The 22,032-nt window shown below is 60.3% G+C and carries 23 protein-coding genes and 1 pseudogene; 7 read left to right on the forward strand and 17 right to left on the reverse strand.

Annotated features, from left to right (window positions below; genetic code table 11):
• From Q8K05_RS13285 to xth, 4 genes are all read left to right on the forward strand, one after another.
• Positions 1–740 (forward strand): thymidylate synthase (locus Q8K05_RS13285; RefSeq protein WP_305247085.1); only part of this gene is annotated, 740 nt, incomplete at its 5' end.
• 35 nt (positions 741–775) lie between these two features.
• The gene (locus Q8K05_RS13290; RefSeq protein ID WP_370868857.1) at positions 776–1,258 is read left to right on the forward strand and encodes a dihydrofolate reductase; all 483 of its coding nucleotides are present in this window, start codon (positions 776–778) and stop codon (positions 1,256–1,258) included.
• Position 1,259: 1 nt separating this feature from the next.
• Positions 1,260–1,853: a DUF4337 domain-containing protein gene (locus Q8K05_RS13295; protein WP_305247088.1), complete on the forward strand. Its 594-nt coding sequence runs from the start codon at positions 1,260–1,262 to the stop codon at positions 1,851–1,853.
• 43 nt (positions 1,854–1,896) lie between these two features.
• On the forward strand, positions 1,897–2,679 hold the full coding sequence (gene xth, locus Q8K05_RS13300) for an exodeoxyribonuclease III (RefSeq protein WP_305247089.1): 783 nt from the start codon (positions 1,897–1,899) through the stop codon (positions 2,677–2,679).
• 200 nt (positions 2,680–2,879) lie between these two features.
• Here xth and Q8K05_RS13305 read toward each other — a convergent pair whose 3' ends face one another.
• The 13 genes and pseudogenes from Q8K05_RS13305 to Q8K05_RS13365 all read right to left on the reverse strand — a co-directional run bounded on the left by Q8K05_RS13305 (position 2,880) and on the right by Q8K05_RS13365 (position 17,887).
• Entirely contained in the window at positions 2,880–4,484 is a 1,605-nt protein-coding gene (locus Q8K05_RS13305) for a gamma-glutamyltransferase family protein (RefSeq protein ID WP_305247090.1), read from the reverse strand.
• 11 nt (positions 4,485–4,495) lie between these two features.
• Positions 4,496–5,476 carry a tripartite tricarboxylate transporter substrate binding protein gene (locus Q8K05_RS13310; protein ID WP_305247092.1) on the reverse strand — a complete coding sequence of 327 codons (981 nt, stop codon included), beginning with the start codon at positions 5,474–5,476 and terminating at the stop codon, positions 4,496–4,498.
• A gap of 216 nt (positions 5,477–5,692) precedes the next feature.
• Entirely contained in the window at positions 5,693–6,625 is a 933-nt protein-coding gene (locus Q8K05_RS13315) for a LysR family transcriptional regulator (protein ID WP_305247093.1), read from the reverse strand.
• Between the two features lie 221 nt (positions 6,626–6,846).
• Positions 6,847–8,382, reverse strand: a complete 1,536-nt coding sequence (gene ntrC / locus Q8K05_RS13320; protein ID WP_305247094.1) for a nitrogen regulation protein NR(I) — start codon at positions 8,380–8,382, stop codon at positions 6,847–6,849.
• Positions 8,383–8,436: 54 nt separating this feature from the next.
• On the reverse strand, positions 8,437–9,546 hold the full coding sequence (gene glnL, locus Q8K05_RS13325) for a nitrogen regulation protein NR(II) (protein WP_370868858.1): 1,110 nt from the start codon (positions 9,544–9,546) through the stop codon (positions 8,437–8,439).
• Positions 9,547–9,575: 29 nt separating this feature from the next.
• Positions 9,576–10,088 (reverse strand): hypothetical protein, encoded by a 513-nt coding sequence (locus Q8K05_RS13330; RefSeq protein WP_305247097.1) that lies wholly within the window; start codon positions 10,086–10,088, stop codon positions 9,576–9,578.
• A 198-nt stretch (positions 10,089–10,286) separates the two neighbouring features.
• Positions 10,287–11,702 carry a type I glutamate--ammonia ligase gene (gene glnA / locus Q8K05_RS13335; protein WP_305247099.1) on the reverse strand — a complete coding sequence of 472 codons (1,416 nt, stop codon included), beginning with the start codon at positions 11,700–11,702 and terminating at the stop codon, positions 10,287–10,289.
• Between the two features lie 232 nt (positions 11,703–11,934).
• Positions 11,935–12,759 carry a molybdopterin-binding protein gene (locus tag Q8K05_RS13340; protein ID WP_305247101.1) on the reverse strand — a complete coding sequence of 275 codons (825 nt, stop codon included), beginning with the start codon at positions 12,757–12,759 and terminating at the stop codon, positions 11,935–11,937.
• 25 nt (positions 12,760–12,784) lie between these two features.
• Complete coding sequence (locus Q8K05_RS13345) at positions 12,785–13,711, reverse strand: EI24 domain-containing protein (RefSeq protein ID WP_305247102.1); 927 nt, start codon at positions 13,709–13,711, stop codon at positions 12,785–12,787.
• A gap of 74 nt (positions 13,712–13,785) precedes the next feature.
• Positions 13,786–14,756 (reverse strand): annotated as a pseudogene (locus Q8K05_RS13350) (sterol desaturase family protein).
• 8 nt (positions 14,757–14,764) lie between these two features.
• Positions 14,765–15,580, reverse strand: a complete 816-nt coding sequence (locus tag Q8K05_RS13355) for a polysaccharide deacetylase family protein (protein WP_305247103.1) — start codon at positions 15,578–15,580, stop codon at positions 14,765–14,767.
• Positions 15,564–16,583 carry a YncE family protein gene (locus Q8K05_RS13360; protein ID WP_370868852.1) on the reverse strand — a complete coding sequence of 340 codons (1,020 nt, stop codon included), beginning with the start codon at positions 16,581–16,583 and terminating at the stop codon, positions 15,564–15,566. Before Q8K05_RS13360 ends, Q8K05_RS13355 begins: the two co-directional genes overlap by 17 nt.
• Before the next feature lie 578 nt (positions 16,584–17,161).
• Positions 17,162–17,887, reverse strand: coding sequence for a pseudouridine synthase (locus Q8K05_RS13365; protein WP_305247104.1), 726 nt, complete (start codon positions 17,885–17,887; stop codon positions 17,162–17,164).
• A gap of 161 nt (positions 17,888–18,048) precedes the next feature.
• Between Q8K05_RS13365 and Q8K05_RS13370 the strand changes: the two genes are divergently transcribed.
• Positions 18,049–18,813: a DUF2726 domain-containing protein gene (locus Q8K05_RS13370; protein WP_305247105.1), complete on the forward strand. Its 765-nt coding sequence runs from the start codon at positions 18,049–18,051 to the stop codon at positions 18,811–18,813.
• Between the two features lie 445 nt (positions 18,814–19,258).
• On the opposite strand, the gene Q8K05_RS13375 is transcribed toward Q8K05_RS13370, so the two are convergent.
• Genes Q8K05_RS13375 through Q8K05_RS18895 form a run of 4 tightly spaced genes read right to left on the reverse strand, consistent with a single transcriptional unit; the run spans position 19,259 to position 20,179 of the window.
• Positions 19,259–19,600 carry a type II toxin-antitoxin system RelE/ParE family toxin gene (locus Q8K05_RS13375; protein WP_305247106.1) on the reverse strand — a complete coding sequence of 114 codons (342 nt, stop codon included), beginning with the start codon at positions 19,598–19,600 and terminating at the stop codon, positions 19,259–19,261.
• Positions 19,600–19,875: a type II toxin-antitoxin system Phd/YefM family antitoxin gene (locus Q8K05_RS13380; RefSeq protein WP_305247107.1), complete on the reverse strand. Its 276-nt coding sequence runs from the start codon at positions 19,873–19,875 to the stop codon at positions 19,600–19,602. Before Q8K05_RS13380 ends, Q8K05_RS13375 begins: the two co-directional genes overlap by 1 nt.
• Before the next feature lie 50 nt (positions 19,876–19,925).
• The gene (locus Q8K05_RS13385) at positions 19,926–20,102 is read right to left on the reverse strand and encodes a Wadjet anti-phage system protein JetD domain-containing protein (RefSeq protein WP_370868853.1); all 177 of its coding nucleotides are present in this window, start codon (positions 20,100–20,102) and stop codon (positions 19,926–19,928) included.
• The gene (locus Q8K05_RS18895; RefSeq protein WP_370868855.1) at positions 20,084–20,179 is read right to left on the reverse strand and encodes a hypothetical protein; all 96 of its coding nucleotides are present in this window, start codon (positions 20,177–20,179) and stop codon (positions 20,084–20,086) included. The genes Q8K05_RS13385 and Q8K05_RS18895 overlap by 19 nt, the downstream gene beginning before the upstream one ends.
• On the opposite strand from Q8K05_RS18895, the gene Q8K05_RS13390 reads away from it, so the two are divergent.
• Complete coding sequence (locus Q8K05_RS13390) at positions 20,180–20,344, forward strand: hypothetical protein (RefSeq protein ID WP_305247108.1); 165 nt, start codon at positions 20,180–20,182, stop codon at positions 20,342–20,344.
• A gap of 1,449 nt (positions 20,345–21,793) precedes the next feature.
• Positions 21,794–22,009, forward strand: a complete 216-nt coding sequence (locus Q8K05_RS13395) for a hypothetical protein (RefSeq protein ID WP_305247109.1) — start codon at positions 21,794–21,796, stop codon at positions 22,007–22,009.
• The last annotated feature ends 23 nt before the right edge of the window (positions 22,010–22,032 follow it).

Below are 22,032 nucleotides of genomic sequence, written 5' to 3' on the forward strand. Positions count from 1 at the left end.
CCACCAGCGTGTTTGGCTACCAGATGCGCTTTGACCTGAACGAAGGTTTTCCGCTGGTCACCACCAAAAAGGTGCACCTCAAATCCATCATCCAGGAACTGCTGTGGTTTCTGACCGGCTCCAGCAACAACCACTGGCTGACAGAGCGCGGCGTGACGATCTGGAACGAGTGGGCACGAGAAGACGGCGACCTTGGCCCGGTCTATGGCGTGCAATGGCGCAGCTGGCCCACGCCAGACGGCGGCCACATCGACCAGATCGCCGAGGTCATCAAGACCCTCAAGACCAACCCCGACTCGCGCCGCATCATCGTGAGCGCCTGGAACGTGGCCGATCTGGACAAGATGGCGCTGATGCCTTGCCACGCCTTTTTCCAGTTTTACGTCGCGCCGGCCACCGAGCCTGGCGGCAAAGGCAAGCTGAGCTGCCAGCTCTACCAGCGCAGCGCCGACATCTTTCTGGGCGTGCCGTTCAATATTGCCAGCTACGCCCTGCTCACGCACATGGTGGCGCAGCAGTGCGACCTGGGCGTCGGCGACTTCATCTGGACCGGCGGCGACTGCCACATCTACAGCAACCACAAAGAACAGGTGGCCTTGCAACTGAGCCGTGCGCCCCTGCCCTACCCCACGCTGAACATCAAGCGCCAGCCGGCGTCGATCTTTGACTACCAGTTCGAGGATTTCGAGTTCCTGGACTACCAGCACCACCCGGCCATCAAGGCGCCGGTCGCCGTTTAATGACCGCCGCAATAACAAAGGTGCCACGCATCAACATGATTTTTGCCCGCGCCGCCAATGGCGTGATTGGCAAGGACAACGCCATGCCCTGGCACCTGCCCGAAGACCTGGCGCACTTTAAACGCCTGACCCAGGGCTGGCCCGTCATCATGGGGCGAAAAACCTGGGATTCGCTGCCGCCCCGGTTCCGCCCCTTGCCCGGCCGCACCAATGTGGTCATCACCCGGCAGCCGGGCTGGATTGACGCTGGCGCACAAACCGCAGCCAGCCTGACCGACGCATTGATGCAGTGCAGCCAGTCTGAAGAAGTATGGGTCATAGGCGGCGCGCAAATCTATGCCCAGGCCGAGCCGCTGGCCGACCGCATCGAGGTCACAGAAATTGCCCAGGACTTTGAAGGCGATGCATTTGCGCCGCCGCTCGGTCCTGAATGGATGGAAGCGGCGCGGGAAAATCATGTCGCGACCAACGGGCTGAAATTCAGCTTTATCACTTACTCCAAACACAAGAAGAATTGACATGTCAGGACACGGATTTCACGTACACGGCCCCCACGACCATGAACTGGAGCATGCCGCCCAGGGCGGGCATGCGCCGCACGACAACGGCGGCGGCATGATTGCGCAGATCGCCGTCGTCACGGCCATCATCGCAACGGTGGGAGCGCTTTTTTCCTACATGGGCGGGGCCACGCAGGCCAATGCCGGTCTTTATAAAAACAACGCCGCCATCAAGAAGACCGAAGCGGCCAACCAGTGGAACTACTTTCAGTCTAAAAGCACCAAGCAGGCTCTGGCTGAATTTGCCCGCGACCTGGCGCCTGAAGATAAAAGGGTTGCGTACCAGAGCAAAATTGACCGCTACGAAAAAGAAAAAAACGAAATCAAAACGGGGGCCGATAAACTTGAAGCACAAGCCCAGGCCTGGGACAAATCGTCTGACGAGCAGTTGCACCAGCACCACCGCTGGGCGCAAGCCACCACGGTGCTGCAGGTCTCAATCGCCCTGGCGGCCATCGCTTTGCTGACGCGCAAGAAGTGGCTGGAGTACGGCATGTTTGCGCTGGCCGGTGTGGGCGTTGTCTTGGGCGGCCTGGCTGTGCTACATATTTAATAGCTACTTGCGCCCGTCACTATTGGGCTTATACATAATAGCCATGAAAATTGCCACCTGGAAGATCAAGTCCCTGACTGTGCGGCTACCGCAGGTGCTGGATTGGCTCGCGGCCAATCCGGTCGATGTGCTGTGCCTGCAGGAACTCAAGCTCAGCGATGACAAATTTCCTTTGAAAGAACTGGAAGCGGCCGGCTACCAGAGTGCGGTTTTCGGCCAGAAAACCTACAACGGCGTCGCCATCCTGAGCCGCTCGCCGGCACGCGACATCGTGAAAAACATTGCGGGCTTCACCGACGAGCAATCGCGTGTGATTGCCGCCACGGTGGACATGCCCGATGGCGAGGTGCGCGTCGTCAACGGCTATTTCGTCAACGGCCAGTCGCCTGGCAGCGAAAAGTTTGAATACAAAATGAAATGGCTGAACGGCCTGCGCGACTGGCTGCGCGAAGAACTGCTGACACACCCCCGGCTGGTGCTGCTGGGCGACTTCAACATCACCGTGGACGACCGCGACACCTACGACCCGGAAGGCCTTCGCGAAACCATTCACCACACCACCGAAGAACGCCAGCACTTTCAGGCGCTGATTGATCTGGGCCTGCTTGATGCATTCCGGATGTTTGACCAGCCCGAGAAAAGCTACTCGTGGTGGGACTACCGGGAGATGGCGTTCCGGCGCAACCGAGGACTGCGCATTGACCACATCCTGGTCAGCGAAGCGCTCAAACCCCTGGTTCGCAGCTGTGTGATTGACAAACTGCCGCGCAAGAATGAACGGCCCAGCGACCATGTGCCGGTCGTGGCAGAACTCGCTACGCTATAAAAACAATAGCTTCTTACGCCCACCCCACCTAGGCAAACCCCATTTTTACCATATTTTCTGCCCGGCCTGCCCTGAAAAGTCCAGCGCAGGCTGGGCTGCTGCACAGTCAGGCAGCAAGCCCCTTGCTCGCCATGTAGGTCGCTGATGCAGCCGAGCGCAAGAAACTCGGCGATCAGGACAGGGGGCGATGCTCATGGCGTTCAGAACGCCACGGCCTGCCCGTCCTTGCGCGGGTCGGAACCTGCAATGTAGGCATCACCGCGCTTGAGCACCAACTGCGCGCCGCCGAACGCGAACACGCCATTGCCGCGCTCGACCGTGACGTCGTGCCCGCGCGCAGCGAGCTCGCTGACCACGCCGGCATCAAAGCCGGGCTCGACCGCCACCTGCAGGCCACCCGTCACGCGCCAGCGCGGTGCATCGGCCGCCGCCTGCGGGTTCTGCCCGTAGTGAAGCACGCGCAAGGCCATTTGCAGATGGCCCTGTGACTGCATCGGCCCGCCCATCACGCCGAAAGCCATTTGCGGCGTGCCGTCGGCATGCATGGCGAACGCCGGAATGATGGTGTGTGAAGGACGCTTGGAGGGCCCGACCTGGTTGGCATGCCCCTGCGCCAGAGAAAAGCCATGGCCCCGGTTCTGCATGCTGATGCCGGTGCCGGGCACGACGATGCCCGAGCCAAAGCCCATGTAGTTGGACTGGATGAAGGAGACCATCATGCCGGAGGCATCGGCCGCCGCAATGTAAACCGTGCCGCCCGGCTTGGGCGTGCCGTGGCCGGGGTCGCCGGCCCGGTTGCGGTCAATCAGTCTGGCGCGCTCGGCCAGGTAGGCCGGATCCAGCAGCGCCGCGGGCGACACCTTCATCGCATCAATGTCGGCGTTGTACTGGTGCAGGTCTGCCAGCGCGAGCTTCATCGCCTCGATCGACAGGTGGACCGTGTCAACGTGGTCTACCGGCTGGTTGCCGATACCCAGCGCCTCCATCATGCCCAGCGCCATCAGGGTGGCGATGCCCTGCCCGTTGGGCGGCAGTTCATGCACCACTGAACCGGCGAACGGCTGCGCCAGCGTGCCGCACCAGTCGGCGCTGTGGCTTGCCAGGTCGTCCTCGGTCAGCACGCCGCCGTTTTCCCGGGCATGCGCGGCCATGCGCCGGGCCAGCGCGCCGCGGTAAAACGCCTCGCCATGGCTGTCGGCAATGGCTTCCAGCGTGCTCGCATGGGCTTCGCTGCGAAACAGCTCGCCCGCAGACGGCGCGCGGCCACCGGGCAGGAAGCACTCGGCAAAGCCGGGCTGGTCGCCCAGCCGGACACCGCCCATCGCCCATAAATGCGCGATGACCGGCGACACCGGAAAGCCGTTGCGCGCGTAGTCAATGGCGGGCGCGGCCAGGGCGGCGAACGGCAGGCGGCCGAAACGGCGCGACAGTGCGCTCCAGGCTGAAACGGCGCCGGGCACGGTGATGGCATCCCAGCCCTTGTCGGGCATCGCGCTGTGGCCGGCGAAGCGGTCGGCCGACCAGGCAGCAGGCGAACGGCCGGAGGCGTTCAGGCCGTGCAGTTCCTTGCCGTCCCAGACCATCGCGAAGCCATCGCTGCCCAGGCCGCAACCGGTCGGCTCGACGACGGTCAGCGCCATCGCCGTGGCGATGGCGGCGTCCACCGCGTTGCCGCCGGCCAGCAGCATGCGCAGGCCGGCCTGGGCAGCGAGTGGCTGCGAGGTGCTGACCACGTTGCGCCCCATCACGGCAGAACGGGCCGAGGCATAGGGATTCGTGAAGTTCATGGTGGATGAAGTGGGCATGGGTGAGCTTTTCATTCGAGGGTGATCTTGCGTTCGCGAATAATGCGCGCCCAGCGCTGGCTGTCGGCAGACACCATCGCTGCGAACTGTGCGGGCGAGCCCAGTGGCGCGGTTTCAACGCCCAGTTTGGCCAGGCTTTCGACCACGTCAGGCGCATGCGCAGCTTTCTCGAACGCGTCATGCACACGAGCCACCAGATCAGGTTTCATGTCGCGCGGCGCATAAAGCCCAAACCAGGTCACGGATGAGAAACCCGGCAGACCCGCCTCCGCAACGGTCGGCAGCTCGGGGGCCAGTGCGGAGCGTTTTTCACCGGTGACAGCCAGGGCCCGGAGGCGACCGCTCTTGACATGCGGCATGCCCGACGGAATCGCATCGATCAACACCTGCACCGAGCCAGAAATGACATCGGGAATGGCCAGTGCCGTGCCTTTGTAAGGCACGTGGGTGATGAAAATGCCGGCCTGGGCCTTGAAGGCTTCGGTCGTCAAATGCACGATGGTGCCGTTGCCACTGCTGGCGTAGTTGAGCTGGCCGGGATGCTTTTTGGCATAAGCGATCAGTTCAGACACCGTTTTCACAGGCAGCGACGGTGTCACGAGCAGCACGCTTGCAGCGTCGGCCAGGTGCGCAATCGGCGTGAAATCCCGGGCCGCATCGTAGGGCAGCCGGGACATGAGGTGCGGCGAGATGGCGTGCGTGCTGCTGGTCGTCAACAGCAGGGTGTAGCCATCGGCCGTCGCCTTGGCGGCCTCGGCCGAGCCGATGCTGCCCCCGGCACCGGCCTTGTTGTCAATGATGACCTGCTGCCCGATGTCCTTTGACACGCGCTGGGCAATAACCCGTGCCACCAGGTCGGTGGCGCCGCCGGCGGGAAACGGCACCACAAGCCGCACCGGCCGCTCGGGCCAGGCTTGGGCCTGGGTGGCCGCGGATGCGGCGATGAGCGCGGCGGCTCCCAGCATGCGGAGGCCGATGGATAGAAAACGCATGTGAATTTTCCTTGATGGGTGGGGGGTAAGCGACGCCCGGAAAGTCGCCCGAAAACGAAGGTCTGAAGGCATCATAGAAATACTTTAGCCTTATCACAACAAGAGAATTTGCAATGTTTCATTGCCAAAACGGCAAACCATGGGATTCAGAAATCTGCAGAGGCTTGTTGCTGATCGGGCACCGGTTCGGCGCCAAGGCACGGAGCCTGCACCCGTCTAGGGCTGGCCGGACAGGCGTTGCTTGAGATAGTCAAGGAAGGACTGCACCGCTTGAGGCAGGCTGCGGCCGACCAGCGTCTGCACCTCGATGTAGCGCAAGCCCATGCCGCGATCGCGGATTGGAATCGCCACCAGCACGCCGGCAGCGACCAGGTGCCGCACCGACACCTCCCCGGAGATGGAAATGCCGCCGCCGTGCACCACAAAGTTGTGCAGCGTGGTCATGTTGTTGCTGGTCAGCACGGACTCCATCAGCAGTTGCTGGCGGCTGCACTCCACATCAATCATCTGGCGCACCGTCGTATCCGGCGCAGGCAGCGCCATCGGATAGGCGCTCATGCGGGCCAGCGTGACCGATTTGGACTTGGCCAGGGGATGATCGTGGCGCATCAGCGCCAGCACGGGGGCCGGCTGGCGGTATTCGACCTTGATCTCCTTGTCGGGGGCACGGCTGAACTTCAATCCGATGTCTGCATCGCCGTCGCGAACGCGCGCCGAAACCTGGGCGGGTGGCTCGACATTCAACTCAAAAACGATGCCCTCGTTCTGCGCTCGAAACGCGACGATCAGCGGCGGCAGAAACTCGTTGGCAAAACCCTCTGATGCCGCGATTCGCACCTTGCCCGAGCGCAGGCCTTGCAATGCAAGGATTTCCCTGATCGCGCGTTCCGCATCCAGGCTCGCCCGGCGCGCGTGCGTGGCCAGTATCTCGCCGGCCGCGTTCAGCACCATGCCCCGCGGGTGCCGCTCGAAGAGCACCGTGCCCAGCGCCTGCTCCAGCCCGGCAATCTGGCGGCTGATCGCCGAAGCCGCCACATGAAGCCGCTCCGAGGCTTCCGTCAGCGAACCGCAGCGCGCTACCTCGAAGAAATAACGCAGCGCAGTTTCCTGCAGGTGGCGCACCCGAATGTCGGCCTCGGAAAGGCTCATGCTTGTCCTTTAACAGTTACTGATTCGGCAACTATAGGCTGCATACAGTGCCATTTTGAGATGGATCGAGTGCACCAAACCGCAGGTGGCCCGCTGCGTAATCTACAAACTGCCGCACAACCATGAAGCTCCCGGCAACTACATGCCGGTCGTCGCGGAACTCAATATGCTATAAAAATAATAGCCAACATCTACCGCAGAACGGGGGCCGTGGCTATTATTTACTCAAGATTTAGTTCCTGGATCTTGCGCGTGATGGTATTGCGCCCAATGCCCAGTTTTTGAGCGGCCTCGATCCGGCGGCCGCGCGTATTGACCAGCGCGGTCTGGATCAGCTTGGATTCGAAGCGGCGGGTCAGCACGTCCCACACGTCGGTGCGCCCTGTGGCCAGCAAGGCCTGGGCCTCGGCCTCCAGCCCGCTTTCCCAGTTTGACGCACTTTGATCAAGCCCGGCCAGGGGCAGACAGGCGACCCCGGCAACAGGGGCATCAGCTTGGGGCGCATCGGGTGCGTTTTCGGGCACGGCGGCCCACTCGGGCTTGATGGCCTCCGTTTTTTCGGCTGGCGCCAGGGCCCTGACCACATCGGGCGTCGCGCTCAGCACCTCGGGCGGCAGGTCTTTGGGCTCAATCACCTGGGCGGGTGCCATCACGGTCAGCCAGTGGCAGATGTTCTCGAGCTGGCGCACATTGCCTGGAAAGCTGAACCTGCTCAGTTGCTGCAGGGCCGCATCTGAAATGCGCTTGGAATCGACGCCCAGCTGCTTGGCGCTTTGCTGCAAGAAATGCCGCGTCAGCATGAAAACATCTTCGCGCCGCTCGCGCAAGGCGGGCAGGCGCAGGCGGATCACGTTGAGACGGTGATACAGGTCCTCGCGAAAGCCGCCTTCCTTGACGCGCTGCTCCAGGTCCTGGTGCGTGGCAGCAATCACGCGTACGTTGGTTTTGACGGCGCTGTGGCCGCCCACGCGGTAGAAATGACCGTCGCTGAGCACACGCAGCAAACGCGTCTGCAGGTCAAACGGCATGTCGCCGATTTCATCGAGAAACAGCGTGCCGCCATCGGCCTGCTCAAAGCGGCCGCGCCGCATGGTCTGCGCGCCGGTGAAGGCCCCGCGCTCATGGCCAAACAGCTCGCTCTCGAGCAGGTCCTTGGGAATGGCTGCGGTGTTGATGGCGATAAAAGGCCCACTGGCGCGCGGCGAATGCTTGTGCAGCGCACGCGCCACCAGCTCTTTGCCGGACCCCGATTCGCCGGTGATCATGACGGTCACCATGCTCTGGCTCAAGCGGCCAATGGCCCGAAACACGTCCTGCATCGCCGGCGCCTGGCCCAGCATTTCCGGTGCGGCCGCCATGCGCTCTTCGGCGACTTCCTCGCGCTGGCTTTCCTCGACCGCACGGCGGATCAGATCTATCGCCTTGGGCAGGTCAAACGGCTTGGGCAGGTACTCGAACGCGCCGCCCTGAAAGGCCGACACCGCGCTGTCCAGGTCGGAGAACGCCGTCATGATGATGACCGGCAGGCCGGGCAGCTTGACATGGACTTTTTCAAGCAGCTCCAGGCCCGATCCACCGGGCATGCGAATGTCGCTGACCAGGATTTGCGGACCCTCGTCCTCGGCCGCGTTTTCCAGCGCTGCCAGCACCTCGCGGGGGTTGGTGAAACTGCGCGTGGGCAAGCCTTCCCGCAGCAGGGCTTTTTCCAGAACAAACCGGATGGACTGGTCATCGTCAACAATCCAGATCGGTTTCATGCTTCTTGTCCCATGGGTCTATCGCTTATCTGCGAAATGAAAAAACAACAGACCTCAAGGCAGTGGTATCAGCAGCTTGAAATCTGTCCGGCCTGGCCTGCTCTCGCACTCAATCAAACCGTGGTGTTGCTGAACAAAGGTTTGCGCCAATGTCAGCCCCAGCCCCGAACCGCCTTCACGCCCTGATACCAGGGGATAGAAAATCCGGTCTTTGATGGAGTCCGGCACGCCCGGTCCATTGTCAAGCACATGCAATTCCAGTGCCAGGCGATAGCGCTGCTTGCCAAAAGTGACTTGTCGGGCGATTCGTGTCTTGAAAGTGATCTGCGCATCCCCTGCGGCCATGCGCTCTGCCAGCGCCTGCGCCGCGTTGTGGGCAATATTCAGCACCGCCTGGATCAGTTGCTCGCGGTCGCCGCGGAACTCGGGAATCGAGATGTCATAGTCCCGCATCACCCGCAGCCCCTTGGGGAACTCAGCCAGGATCAGCGAACGCACGCGTTCACACACTTCGTGGATGTTCACATCCCCCACCAGGTGCGGCCGGCGGTGCGGCGCGAGCAAACGGTCCACCAGGGTCTGCAGCCGGTCGGCTTCGTGGATGATGACCTGGGTGTACTCGCTCAGGTCCTTGTCGATTTCCATCTGCAGCAACTGCGCCGCGCCGCGAATGCCGCCCAAAGGGTTCTTGATCTCGTGCGCCAGATTGCGGATCAGCTCCTTGTTGGCCTGGGCCTGGTCGATCAGGCGTTCTTCGCGGTCTTGCTTGGCCTGTTGCTCCAGCGGCAGCAACTCCACAATCGCTTCGCCCGGCATATCGGTTTGCGCCACCACCACATGCACAGGCACGGGTTCGTGGTTCAGTCGCCTGAGCCAGGCGTCGTAGCGCAAAGTTGCAAACTCATTACTGCCTGCACCTTCAAGCGCATTTTGAAGAATCAGGGGTTCCGTAAAGCACTCGGGCAGCTGCGAGCCTTCGATGGTGCGCCGGGAAATGCCCAGCGCGTCTTCCAGCGCCGCGTTGGCAAAAACAACGGTGCCGTCGGTTCGCACAACCGCCACCAACGTAGCCAGCAGGTCAAACGATTGAAACCGGGGTGACCCGGAGACCGGAAGGGGAAGGCCTGAAACGGCAGAGAAATAGGGCTTGTTCAAGCCGTCTATTCTGGCGCAGAAGCGGTTGCAGTCCGCGCCTAATTTGCAGGCAGACGGGCAATCTCGCGCTTGAGGCCGGCAATGTCGCTCTGGTGGCGCGCAATGCTGTCCTTGAGCTCGGCCACGCGGTCCAGGTAGCGCTGGTAATTGCGCCCTTCAATGCCCTGCTTTTCGGGCTCGCCGTTGTTGTATTCTTTAAGCTGCTCAGCCAGCTTGGCTTCAGTCTTTTTCAGCTCTGCTTCAAGAATGACGCGCGAGTCGCTGTCGCGGGCACGCTGATCGGGGTTGCCGTCGTTACGCGGCCCGCTGGCAGCTGCGGCCGGGGCCGTGCGTACCGCCGGGGCTTTTGACACAGGCGTGCCCTGCACCACCGTGACATTCCCACCCGATACCGGCTTGCAGTTGCGGGTTTGGGCATCCTTGACATTGTTGATGTATTCGGGCGTACCGCCGCCGGCGTCGACGCAGCGATAAATCTGCTGCGCCCAGACGGCGTTTCCAGCACTGGCCAGCAGCAAGGAAAAGACGGGTAGCAGCAAAGTGTATTTCATAGGGAACTCCCGGTGCCTGCAGGCAGCTGATGGGCGCATAAGCGCAGACAGTGCCCAGTATGCGGCAAAGCGCCAAGTGTACAAAACCCGCCGGACGATAACCCCGTATAGCCATAAAAAAAGGGACGGCATTTGCCGTCCCTTTTTTAACCAAAAACTGTAAAAAACTGTCAGTGGCCGGGAAATGTAGCGCCCTGATTAGAGGGAGTAGTACATCTCGAACTCGATGGGGTGCGTGGCCTGGCGCAAACGCGTCACTTCGCCCATTTTCAGTTCAATGTAGGCATCCAGCATGCTGTCGGTGAACACGCCACCTTTGGTCAGGAAGCCGCGGCCCACGTCGAGCGCCTCAAGGGCCTGGTCCAGGCTATGGCACACGGTGGGGACCAGCGCATCTTCCTCGGGCGGCAGATGGTACAGATCCTTGGTGGCGGCTTCGCCGGGATGGATCTTGTTTTCCACGCCATCGAGACCGGCCATCATCAGGGCCGCAAAGCCGAGGTAAGGGTTCATCAGTGGATCGGGGAAACGCGCTTCGATGCGGCGGCCCTTGGGGTTGGCCACATAAGGAATACGGATCGAAGCCGAGCGGTTTTTGGCCGAGTAGGCCAGCTTGACCGGTGCTTCATAGCCAGGAACCAGGCGCTTGTAGCTGTTGGTGCCGGGGTTGGTGATGGCGTTCAGCGCACGGGCATGCTTGATGATGCCGCCGACGTAGTACAGCGCGAAATCGGACAGGCCTGCATAGCCGTCGCCGGCAAACAGGTTTTTGCCATCTTTCCAGATGGACTGGTGAACGTGCATGCCGGAGCCGTTGTCGCCGACGATGGGCTTGGGCATGAAGGTGGCCGTCTTGCCGTAGGCGTTGGCCACGTTGTGCACCACGTATTTCAGCAGCTGCGTCCAGTCGGCGCGCTCTACCAGCGTGCTGAATCGGGTACCAATTTCGTTCTGGCCGGGGCCAGCGACTTCATGGTGGAACACTTCGACGGGAATGCCCAGCGATTCGAGAATCAGGGACATTTCAGCGCGCATGTCCTGCGTGCTGTCGACCGGAGGCACGGGGAAGTAGCCGCCCTTGACGGTGGGACGGTGTCCGCGGTTGCCGCCTTCGAGCTTGGCGCCCGAGTTCCAGGGCGCTTCGTATTCTTCGATTTTGAAGAAAGTGCCCGACATGTCGGTGTTCCAGCGCACGTCATCAAAGATGAAAAATTCAGGCTCAGGTCCGAAGTAGGCGGTATCACCCAGGCCGGAAGCTTTCAGGTAGGCTTCAGCGCGCTTGGCAATCGAGCGTGGATCGCGGTCATAGGCTTTGCCGTCGCTGGTCTCGACCACGTCGCAGCTCAGCAGCAGCGTCGTTTCTTCAAAGAAAGGATCGATATTGGCCGTGTTGGGGTCGGGCATCAGCTGCATGTCGGAGGCTTCAATGCCCTTCCAGCCTGCAATCGATGAGCCGTCGAACGCATGGCCCGAAGCGAACTTGTCCTCGTCAAAATGGGACACAGGCACGGTGACGTGCTGCTCTTTACCCCGGGTGTCGGTGAAGCGGAAGTCAACAAACTTGACTTCGTTTTCCTTGACCATTTTCATGACGTCTGCGACGGTCTTTGCCATCAGAATCTCCTGTTGCTGGATGGGTGGTTAAAAAATTATCTTAATGCCTGCTAATGCACTTTTTGTGCCAAAACCAATATCTGCCTGGTTTTCAGGCCAACTCTGGATTGTGCCGCTATTGTGGCGTTAGCTGGGGCTACTTCAGGCGTTTGACGAACGCCACACCTAAAAAAACACCTGACAGATGCACCAGAAAGACGCAAAATTCAGATGCACCTTTACAGTGCAAAAGTTAACGCACCAATTCGGGGCCCAAGTTCAGATCAAACCTGTGCAAGCCCGCCAGCAGGGCCGGATAGGCCTGATCAACAGCCTCCGGCGCGCCTTTCACGCCCAATTCAATATGGCGGCCGTGTTCGGGGTGATCCACACTCGGCAGGCTAAACACCTTGACGCCTGCAAATGCTGCTTCAATCTCGAGCATCAGCGGTGTCAGCATGGCCTCCATGGACCCCAGAACGACCACCGATTTTTCAACGTAGGCTGACTTTTGGTGCAAATGGGCATAGCGCGTGTCCAGCAGCCACGCCATCATGGGCCAGGCCATGACCGGAAAACCCGGCATGAAGTGCAGCGCGCCCTCGCCCGCATCGCAGCTAAAACCGGGAATCTTGTTGTAGGGGTTTGGAATGATCTGGGCGCCCACCGGAAACACCCCCATGTTCAGGCGATGAATGTTGTCATGCCGGTCAGGCTCGTAGGCCACCCCCTGCTCCCGGGCTAGATCCTGCATGCGCTCCCGTATCAGCGTCTCGGCCTCGGGATGCAGCGCCAGCGGAACGCCCCATGCCTCTGCTGCGCATTGCCGGGTGTGATCATCGGGGGTGGCGCCAATACCGCCGGTGGAAAAAACCACATCGCCGGTTTTACGCGCTGCGGCAAAGGCATGCGCCAGTGTGGCGGTGATACGGGCCGGATCGTCGCCCACATACTCGGCATAGCTAAGCTGCAGGCCGCGCGCGCCGAGCAATTCAATGGCTTTGGGCAGGTGCTTGTCGGCGCGCTTGCCCGAGAGAATTTCATCGCCGATGATGATGAGTCCAAAGTGTGTCGTCATGCGGGTGGCTCTTGAAGTCCTGGGTTTAAAGTTTGGAATCGGGCTGACCACCCGGCGATGCAATGTCCGGAACCGGGTTTGGAAGCGTTTCAGGCACAGGCTCATTTGCTATTGGTTCAATAGCATCCTGCACAATCAGGTCGGGTGGAAACACGCTATTTTCTTTGCGAAGCTGCTCCAGCGCCGCCAAGGTGTAATGGGCAAACCAGAGCGACGAGAAGGCAAACACCAAGGTATAGAGCCAGATGGCGACCGGCACCAGGATAGGGGCCATGGCGACAAACATGGCACCCGATGCCCAGATCAGGCTGGGCACGGTGCCAAGGTAACCGCTGAGCACGCCGATGCCCAGCAGCGTCAGGCGATTTTCCTTGAAGATCTGACGCCGCTCTTCGCTGCTCGCGTGGTCCGCCAGTGCGTCGTACGACATGACGCGGTAGGTGAGCCAGCCCCAGATCAGGGGCGGCAAAATAAGAATCAGCGGTGGAATCAGCCAGAGCGGAATCGACACCAGCAGCGCAATGATGGCCAGCAGCGTGGAGCCGAGTGACCAAAGCACGCTGGCGAGCATCGAGCCGCCTTTTTTGCGCTCCAGCCGGGGAAACCGCCGCTCAGCCACCATGGCGACCATGGCCGGCGTCATGAACATCGCCACAAACAACAGCGTAATGATCACGATCACGGGAATGGCCAGGAACAGCAGCAGTGCAGGCGCCAAAACAAGGCGAAGACTGCCCAGACCCAGCCCATCCAGCCAGTGTCCCATGGCGTTGACCAACTCAAAGCGCTCCAGACTCTCGCGCACCAGCGCGAGCGCGCTTTCCCAGTAAAAATACCCCAGGCCCAACGAAAACACCCCCATGATGACCACGGGCAGGACCGACAGGGCGATAACGCGGGGATGCAGGCAGTACATCACTGCCCGCCAGAAGGAATCGAGAAGCTTGCTCATGGCAGGAAGGATACCCGGATTGACCCCATTAGCGATTGCGGCGCTGATGGCCGACGCAAGCACAGCGCGAAGGCTCAGGCGCGGCCGACCAGGCGCTTCAAGCCCAGCCACTGCTGGGACCAGAAACCGCAGCCATAGTCCCGGTGGTTCTCGACCTGGTCGCGCACGCCGGTAGCGTCGTAGCGCTGCTCGAAATTAGCCGTGCCAAACAGCATGTCCACCAAGGCAGCAGCACACCAAAGTTGTAACCGCCCAGGGGGCTTGGGCCGTGGCTTTCGTGGCCCATGCCGACGCTGTGGTGCAGCCAGTGAAAGCGCGGACTCACCCATAGCCGCTCGCCCACCCGACCGAACCACAGGCGCAGATTGGCATGCTGAAAGCTCTCGCTGAGCTGACCAAGGGCCACCAGCGCGATGAACTGGCCGGGTGCCACCCCAATCAGGATCGCGACCACCACAAAAACCAAATCGCGCAGCACGTCGTCCAGCAGGTGGTTGCGGTTGTCGGTCCACATCGTCATCTGCCGCTGCGAATGGTGCAGAGAATGCAGCGCCCACCCCCAGTTGAACTGATGCTGCGCGCGGTGGTACCAGTAGTTCACAAAATCAAACACCACCAGATACAGCACAAAGCTCAGCAACGCACCATCCGTCACGCCAGGCCAGAGCTGGTCCAGATGAAACGTGGTCAGTCCAAGCGCCCGCAGCTCGCCAATGCCGGACTCCAGCCAGTTCTCGAACGTGAAGAACATGATCAGCTTGAACAATCCCAGGCGATGAATCAGGGTGTAGAGCACATCCACGCGGATGGCGCGCCGGTTGCGCATGGGCTCAACGGGCCAGAGCCGTTGCAGCGGCCCGATGACCAACAGCAAGACGACCATCTGCAGCAGGCCCATCACCAGCCAGCCCGTGCCGTTGTAGGCGTCTTCCAGCAGGTTGCCGGCCCCGAGCCCAAACGCCAGAGGCTGTACCACGGCCTCAAACAGCGACTGCTGCGCCACGGCAAACTGGTCCTGCATCCACTCGATCACGGTCACGCCCATTTCAAGGTTCATTGAGCGTTCGTGGCAATCCAGCCCTTGTAGGCCGGGTGCGCGCGCAAGGTTTCAAAGCAAAAGCCCCTGTCCTTCAGGCCCATGATCAGCGGCTCCAGTACGGCCGGCGCCCACGCGTCCTTGCGTGACCAGATGCCCAGGTGCGCCAGCAGGATGTCGCCCTCACGGATGTCTTTCAGCGCATTTTTCAACAGGGCCGCGTTGCTGAACGTCTCGCTGGGCAGTTCGTCGCCCAGAAAGCCCGCCGGCGACCAGCCCACGTGCGCCCAACCGCAGGCCCTGGCAGCGGCCAGCAGCTTGGGCGACGTTTTGCCACCCGGCGCGCGGTACAGCGGCAGCGGCTTCTTGCCGGTGATCTCCTGCAGGCGCTGGGCTGCAAGGGCAATGTTGGCGCAGTAATTTTCCGGGTTCCAGGTCAAGTCGCGGCCCTCGGCCTTACCTGCCGAGGGGCGGATGCGAAATGTGGGTTCAGCGCCGGGCACATCACCGCGCCAGTAAGCATGGTCATAGGTGTGTGACGCAAATTCATGACCCTCGGCGGCGCGCGCCTTCCACCATGGCGCCCAGTGCTTGCCCAAGCTGCCATCACCCACCCGGGTCCGCTCGTTGGCGGCAAAGAACGTCACCCTGACATCCTGGCGCTTCAGCACCTCCGCAATGAGCGGGGCGACCTCCATGTGGCCCGTGTCAAACGTCAGGTAGAGCGGCTTGGCGCAACTATTTTTTAAGTTGTTTTGAGCTGTAGCCCACGTAGAACAAGCGATAGAAGCTATTAAAACAATAGCATATCCCGATTTACTGACGGGTCGCATGATTCAGCGTCCAGACGCCGTGCGGTGATTTACCCACGTTGACTTGCCGCACCACCTGGCCGCTGGTGGCGTCGATCACGGTGAGTTTCCTGGCCCAGCGTGAGGCGACCATGATGGTCTTGCCGTCGGCAGAAATGTCCATGCAGTCCGGGCCCGAGGGTGCCGGAAAGGTGCTTACTGCGTTGAAGGTCTGGTAGTCGATCTTGCTGATGGTGTTGGCCACGCGGTTGCTCACATACACGTGGCGGCGGTCGCCAGCGGCGCGAAAGGCGTGCGCGCCCAGGCCGGTCTGTATCTTTTTCACCAATCGCGCTTGTTTGCCCGAAACGTCGTACACCTCCACGCCATCGCCGCCCGTGAGCCCGACCAGCAAGGTCTTGTCGTCGGGCGTGCCGAACACGTCAGCCGGCATGGCGCCGGTTTTGACGCGCCACTGGAGGGTTTGCGTGGCCAGATCGACGGCCACGAGTTCGTCGCTGTCCTGCATGGTGGCGTAAATCGTGGTGCTTTTGCTGTCAATCCACAGGTGGCTGGGCGTTTTGCTGGTGGAAATGCGCTTGGCCAGCGTCATGTCCTTGCCATCCCAGCGGTAGATGTCGATGTGGTTGAGCCGGTTGGCCACCGTGACGAACCATTTCATATCGGGTGAAAACCGCAGCTGGTACGGGTCCAGGATGCCGCGCACCGTGCGTTGCACCTCGGCCGTGCGCGGGTCGATAAAGGTCAGGGAATCCCCCAGCGCATTGGCCACGATGACTGACTTCTCGTCGGGCGTCATGTACAGGTGATGAGGCTCCTTGCCAGTAGGAATGCGCCGGGTCTCGGTCCAGTCAACAGGATTGATGACGCTCACACTGTCATCCAGCGAATTGAGCACAAACACCGGGTAGGCCGATGGCGGAATCGCAGGGGCGGGTTGCGCCAGCGCCGAAACACCTTGCACAGACAGCAGGCTGGCAACAGCACACAGCCAGGCAGCTAGAAAACGGGCAGAAACATTCACAAAAACAGTCTTTCCAAGGTCAACAACCGAATTTACCGGGCCGCATGAGCGGCCTGTAGCCTAAACAACGCCGTATGACCCAAGTCGTTTACAGCGCTTACGATGCAAGGATGAAATTTCTGGAAATAAACGGCATCGGACTGGAAGTGCGTCCGATTGCCGGAGCCAGCAACAGGAGCCGCCTCGTTTTCTTGCACGAGGGACTGGACTCGGTCAGCCTGTGGGCCCCGCGCGGCCAGGAGCGGCCTCAGGCCGTGTGCATGGCTACGAACCGGGCGGGGCTACGGGCGCAGTCTGAACCCGTACCCGACGTACGGCACCCTGCTTCAATTGGACGAGATCGCCCTGGCCGTGTCCCATGCGCAGCAGTTCAGACGCGCCAACTGCGCTTACTCGCCCCACCGGGATCAGCCTGAAACAGGCCTCGAAACGATCACTGAATTCTTGAAAAATGCCATCTAATCGCTACGTTTTTTGTAGCTGCTTGCGCCCATTCGAAAAGGGATAAAGGCTCTTTTTATTGAAATTTTATAAAAGCCTGTTCCAGCCATCGGCGGGCGATCCATGTCGCGCCCGCATCACGGCGTGGCCGCAATGCGGGCCAGGTCCTGCGCCGTCAGCCAGCGCCACTCCCCGGGCTTCAAGTCGGCCGGCAGCGGCAGTGCGCCGATTCGCGAGCGGTGCAAGCCCTCCACCCGGTTGCCCACGGCGGCAACCATGCGTTTGACCTGGTGGTACTTGCCTTCTGTCAGTGTCAAGCTCAGTTGCAGCTCGCCCGTCTTTTCGCAGGCCGCCGCCCGAACCGGCTTGGGATCATCGTCCAGTACCACACCCGCCAGCAGTTTTTGAATCTGCTTCTCATCCACTGCATGTTTGACCACCACGTCATAGACCTTGGGCACATGGTGTTTGGGCGAACTCATGCGGTGAATGAACTTTCCGTCGTCCGACAGCAGCAGCAAGCCCGTCGTGTCCTGGTCCAGCCGGCCTACGGCCTGCACGCCCGCCGCCGCGCCACCGCCGCGCTGGCGAATTGGTGCTGGCAGCAGCGTGTAAATGCTGGGATACGTGCTGGGCTTTTGCGAGCACTCGTACGCTGCGGGCTTGTGCAGCATCAGGTACGCCTTCTCGTGGAATTCCCACGGCACGCCTTGCACTGAGAACTGCAAGCCTTCCGTTTCAAACTCCACGGCAGGGTCCGAACACGGAACGCCGGCTACAGCCACAAAGCCCTGTTGAATCAGCCCCGCGCAGACGCGCCGCGTGCCAAACCCCTGGGAGTAAAGAATATTGTCCAGATGCATGCTTACCATGCCTGTATTGTCGCCGACGGACCTCTGGGCGTCAGACCGGGGCCATCGCGCCAAATGCTCAGTCAAAAGAACAGTTTGTGTGAACAATTGCTCTTGATCTGCAAAATGAAACATTGTTACAGTAGTTAACAAATAAGAAAAAAGGAAACATTTTGAACAATCTCACGGTTTGGATGTTGACACTTGTGGCGGCGGCGGCCGGCGCAGTTGTTGGCGCCTTGCTGTGGGCGTGGTTAACGGGCCGGTCAGCCCGAAGGCGCAAGATGATTCCCAAGCGATGGCCACTCAACCCACGCGTACTGGCCAACACCGAAGAGCGCAAGGTGTGGCGCTGGCTAACTCAAAGTTTTTCCGATCACTACGTCATGATCAAGATCCCGGTGACGCGCTTTACATTGCCACGGACCAAAGAACAGGGCCTGCACTGGTACAAGTTGCTAAGCGGCGTGTATTGCACCCTCACCGTATGCAGGTCCGACGGCCGGGTGATTGGCTGCGTAGACGTGCTGGGCCCCAGTGGTCTGCCGCGCAGCAACCGGCATCTCAAGCAAAGCCTGCTGTCACAGTGCGGCATTGCCTACTGGGTGCTCGCACCCGATGGACTGCCCACCACCGAGGAAATCCGCACCGAGTTCCTCGGCGAAGCAGCTGCCGAGGCGGGTGCGCCGGAGCGTGAACGCGATGAAGCCCGGGTCAATGCAGCGCGCTTGAACCTGAGTGCGGCCATAGAACGCCAGCGACGCAGCCGCATCAGTGTCCCACTGACCCCCACCACCGGAGCGAACGCAGGCCTAACCCTTGAAAGCCAAGCTGCTGCCGACAGCCGCTTGGGCAGCGCAAGCGGATTCAGCTCAGGATGGCAATATGAAAACTCATTCGTAGCCCCGCTGGATAGCCGTCGCGGCGAACTGCGCTAGCTGGTGTGGCGTTGCATGCTGGACGGTAGCCGCCAACCAACGCAATGCCGGTCGACTTGTGGTGAACGGTTTTATATGCATTTGGCGTCCGTTTCTTTGTTCTAGGTCGCCTCTGCCCGACCAGTTCACAACCGCAACCCGCCGGCCGGAAACCCTGCCCATGCGGGCTTCCAGGTGATGAACGCTCACCGGCATAACAGAGAATAGAGAGAAAATTTTGGAACAGTGGCGCCCGGAACGGGGTCGACGGCGAGGTGACGCTCACCGGCAGAATTAACGAAACCGCGCCAACACAGGCGTTTCGGGCAAAAAAAAAGCCAAACCAATAATGGTTGAGCTTTTGATGAATGGTGGCGGATGATTGCCGACCGCGAAACTTGCTCACTGAACTGGTGAGCACTGCTGCAGGTCCGTGCGGGTTGTAGCCAACATTGCAGCCGATGGACTATGCGCCCAGCAGTCTGCGAGCAAGCACCGACTGCATATCGCGACGACCATCGACGATCAGATGGATGATGACTTGCCTACCCGTGACGCGGTAGATCAAACGGTAAGGTTTGAACGAGGTCTGGCGGTACTCTTTGATGCCCAGTTCGACCAGCTCCTTGGGGTAGCTGCCACGCTCCGGAAACCGCGACAGGCTCTCCACGACCTCCATCAACTGGTCCAACACGTAGTTGGCGTTGGCAACGCAATCGAACTCGGCGATGTAGTCGTGAATGGCCTCCAAGTCCTGTTCGGCCCCCTCGGTGAGCAGGACTTCGAACTTGGCGGGCGCGTCTGTCATCAGGCAGTGGTGCGCTTTGCGCGCAGACGGGCAACGACGTCCGCCACAGGCTTAACCTTGCCTGCCGCCACGTCCTGATTGCCCAGTGCCAGGATTTTCAGCAAGGCCAGAGTTTCCTGCGTTTCCTCGAACGAGGCCACATCCTGCAGGACCGCCTTGGCTTCACCGTTCTGCGTGATGACCAAAGGCTCACGCCGCTCGGCAAGGCGCGTCAGGACCTCAGCGGCGTTGGCTTTGAGGTAGCTGATCGGTTTGACTTGAGATGAGTAGCGCATGGCCGTCCTCCTGATGTTTGAATAGGACTGAATATAGTCTTTTTATGGACTCATGACAAGGTGCATGGATTGACACCGCTACTGCTGCCGAGGAGCTTCTGGAGGTCATTGCCCAGCCAGTGGAAGCCAATATGTTCCTGCTCCAACCGCAGCCCCGCGCGGATGCGGTTGTCGCGGAGATCATCGTAGAGGTCTCTCTCTTCGGGCGTCAGCCTGTGCAAGTCCATCCGTAGCGGCTTGTCCTAGATCCCCAGACGGAAGCGTGCGCATCGAGGGTGGCTCTGTCCATCAGGAACGAATCCACATGATCAAAGTGACCCCGCAGCTGGTTCAGGATGCCGAAGCCACCGGCGAGCGCATTCGGGACAAGATCGCGGCCAGCAAGGTCAAAGGGATGTGGATGTGGATGTGGATGTGGATGGGCGGACCCTTGTCGCTAGGCTATCGGTTCGGGCACCGGCGTTCTTGAGCAAGTGCCTTCGCCAAGCGCGTCCAAAACGTGCTGCCACGGTGGCATGACGGTGGCATGACGGTGGCATTTTCAGGCACTCTCTGTTCTCAGTCGCTCCAACTATGCAATTTCCAATTGCATACCACCCCCGCGTAAGTCCTTGATTTCATTGGAAGTGACCTCTTGAAAACTCAAGAGGGTAGCTGAGAACAGAGAGAGAAAACGGGGTAATTTGGACCAAAAACGCCCAGAAATATTCAAATTTGATAGCGCAAAACTCAAGAGGCGGTTGCCGTAAGTGCGCGTAAACATTGGGGATTTTCCAAAAGAAAAGCCCAACTGAAAACAGTTGGGCTTTCTATGTATGGTGGAGCTGGGGGGATTTGAACCTTAGTAAACCCACGCATCTGCGCCGTTTTGAGATTCTACGTGTGAAATACGTGTGACTGGTACTTCAATCGGCAACGGAGATTGAACCACCGTCCGCAATCAATAAACCGGCACGCTTGTTACCGGCCGCACGGCCAGGTGCCGCCACATGCATCCGCATGTCGTCCGTTCCCTCCCCTTTTCGCAGCAGTCGCTCACCCCCCAGATGCGTGGCTTTGATAGCTGCGCGTTACAAACGAGTGCAGAGGATCGAGCGCGCCAATAGGAAGCGCTTTCAAAATTCCGGTGTGGGGTCGGGGAAAGCCTGATATTTCTAATTTAAAAATCAAAAAGCTTGGAAAGCCTGTGTTTACGGGGCATTCGAGGCAAATGGCAACCCTGACATTTTTCTAACCTAGACCCAACTTAATCAGAATCAAAAAATCTAACATCAATCAATAAAAGACCTTATGTAAATCAACAACTTACGTGAATATCAGGTTTATGGTTAGCTCAAATCATGGTAGGTTCTAATCTGAAAAAACCAGCATTCATGCGGGCTGCAGCTCGATTTGCCCAGGGAATGGAAAAAATCAGGTTTTCCCCGACCCCACCATTTTTTTCAGTAAAAAACGGCGGACTCAGATCACCAGCCGCGCCCTCAGACCTGACGTAAATTCCCGGCAATTCCCGCGATTCCTTGACACTCGAAAACCGGCCGGCAAGCCACGCCAGGCTTAGCGCTGACCAGGTTCGGCAGCACCGTTGAAAGAGGGCCATTTAGCTCGGGGGCGGGGCGGGGTCTCGAGCGCGCGCTGCAGGGCGGGGTGGGGTCGGCCCTGACCGGGGGACCGGGGGCGGGCAACACCCCCTCCATCTCGCATGGATGAGGCCTCAGGCAGGCGCACTGGTGCACGGCAAGAGGAAACACCTCTGGCGCGCGAGAAATACGCCCAAAAAGGGCTATTTCCCCCATCAAAAGGCGTGGCAAGACGGCAATACTGAGGAGTCAAAAGCCCGGATTAATAATGGAAGCACCACACAAATGAACTCTGTTGAGCAGCCAACTTCAACTTCCTGCATGCAAGGCGGTTCAACATGAACCCCGCCTCCCCCATCGGTAGGCCGCTGCGACCCTTGCCCGAGCTGCGCGACACGGTGAGTAACGTGTCCAACGGCCTGGATGCCCTGTGCGAGTTGCTGCACCTGGCCGGCGAAAGCAAGGTATTCGCTGTGTCGGTGCTGGAATTGCTCAAGCCGCTGTGCGATCAACTGACCACCGCCTCATGCGACCTGAACGACATGCGCATGTAGAGCAAAAACAGGTTCCAGCGCCC

Origin of the sequence: Polaromonas sp., assembly GCF_030682935.1 — a bacterium.
GTDB lineage: Bacteria > Pseudomonadota > Gammaproteobacteria > Burkholderiales > Burkholderiaceae_C > Polaromonas.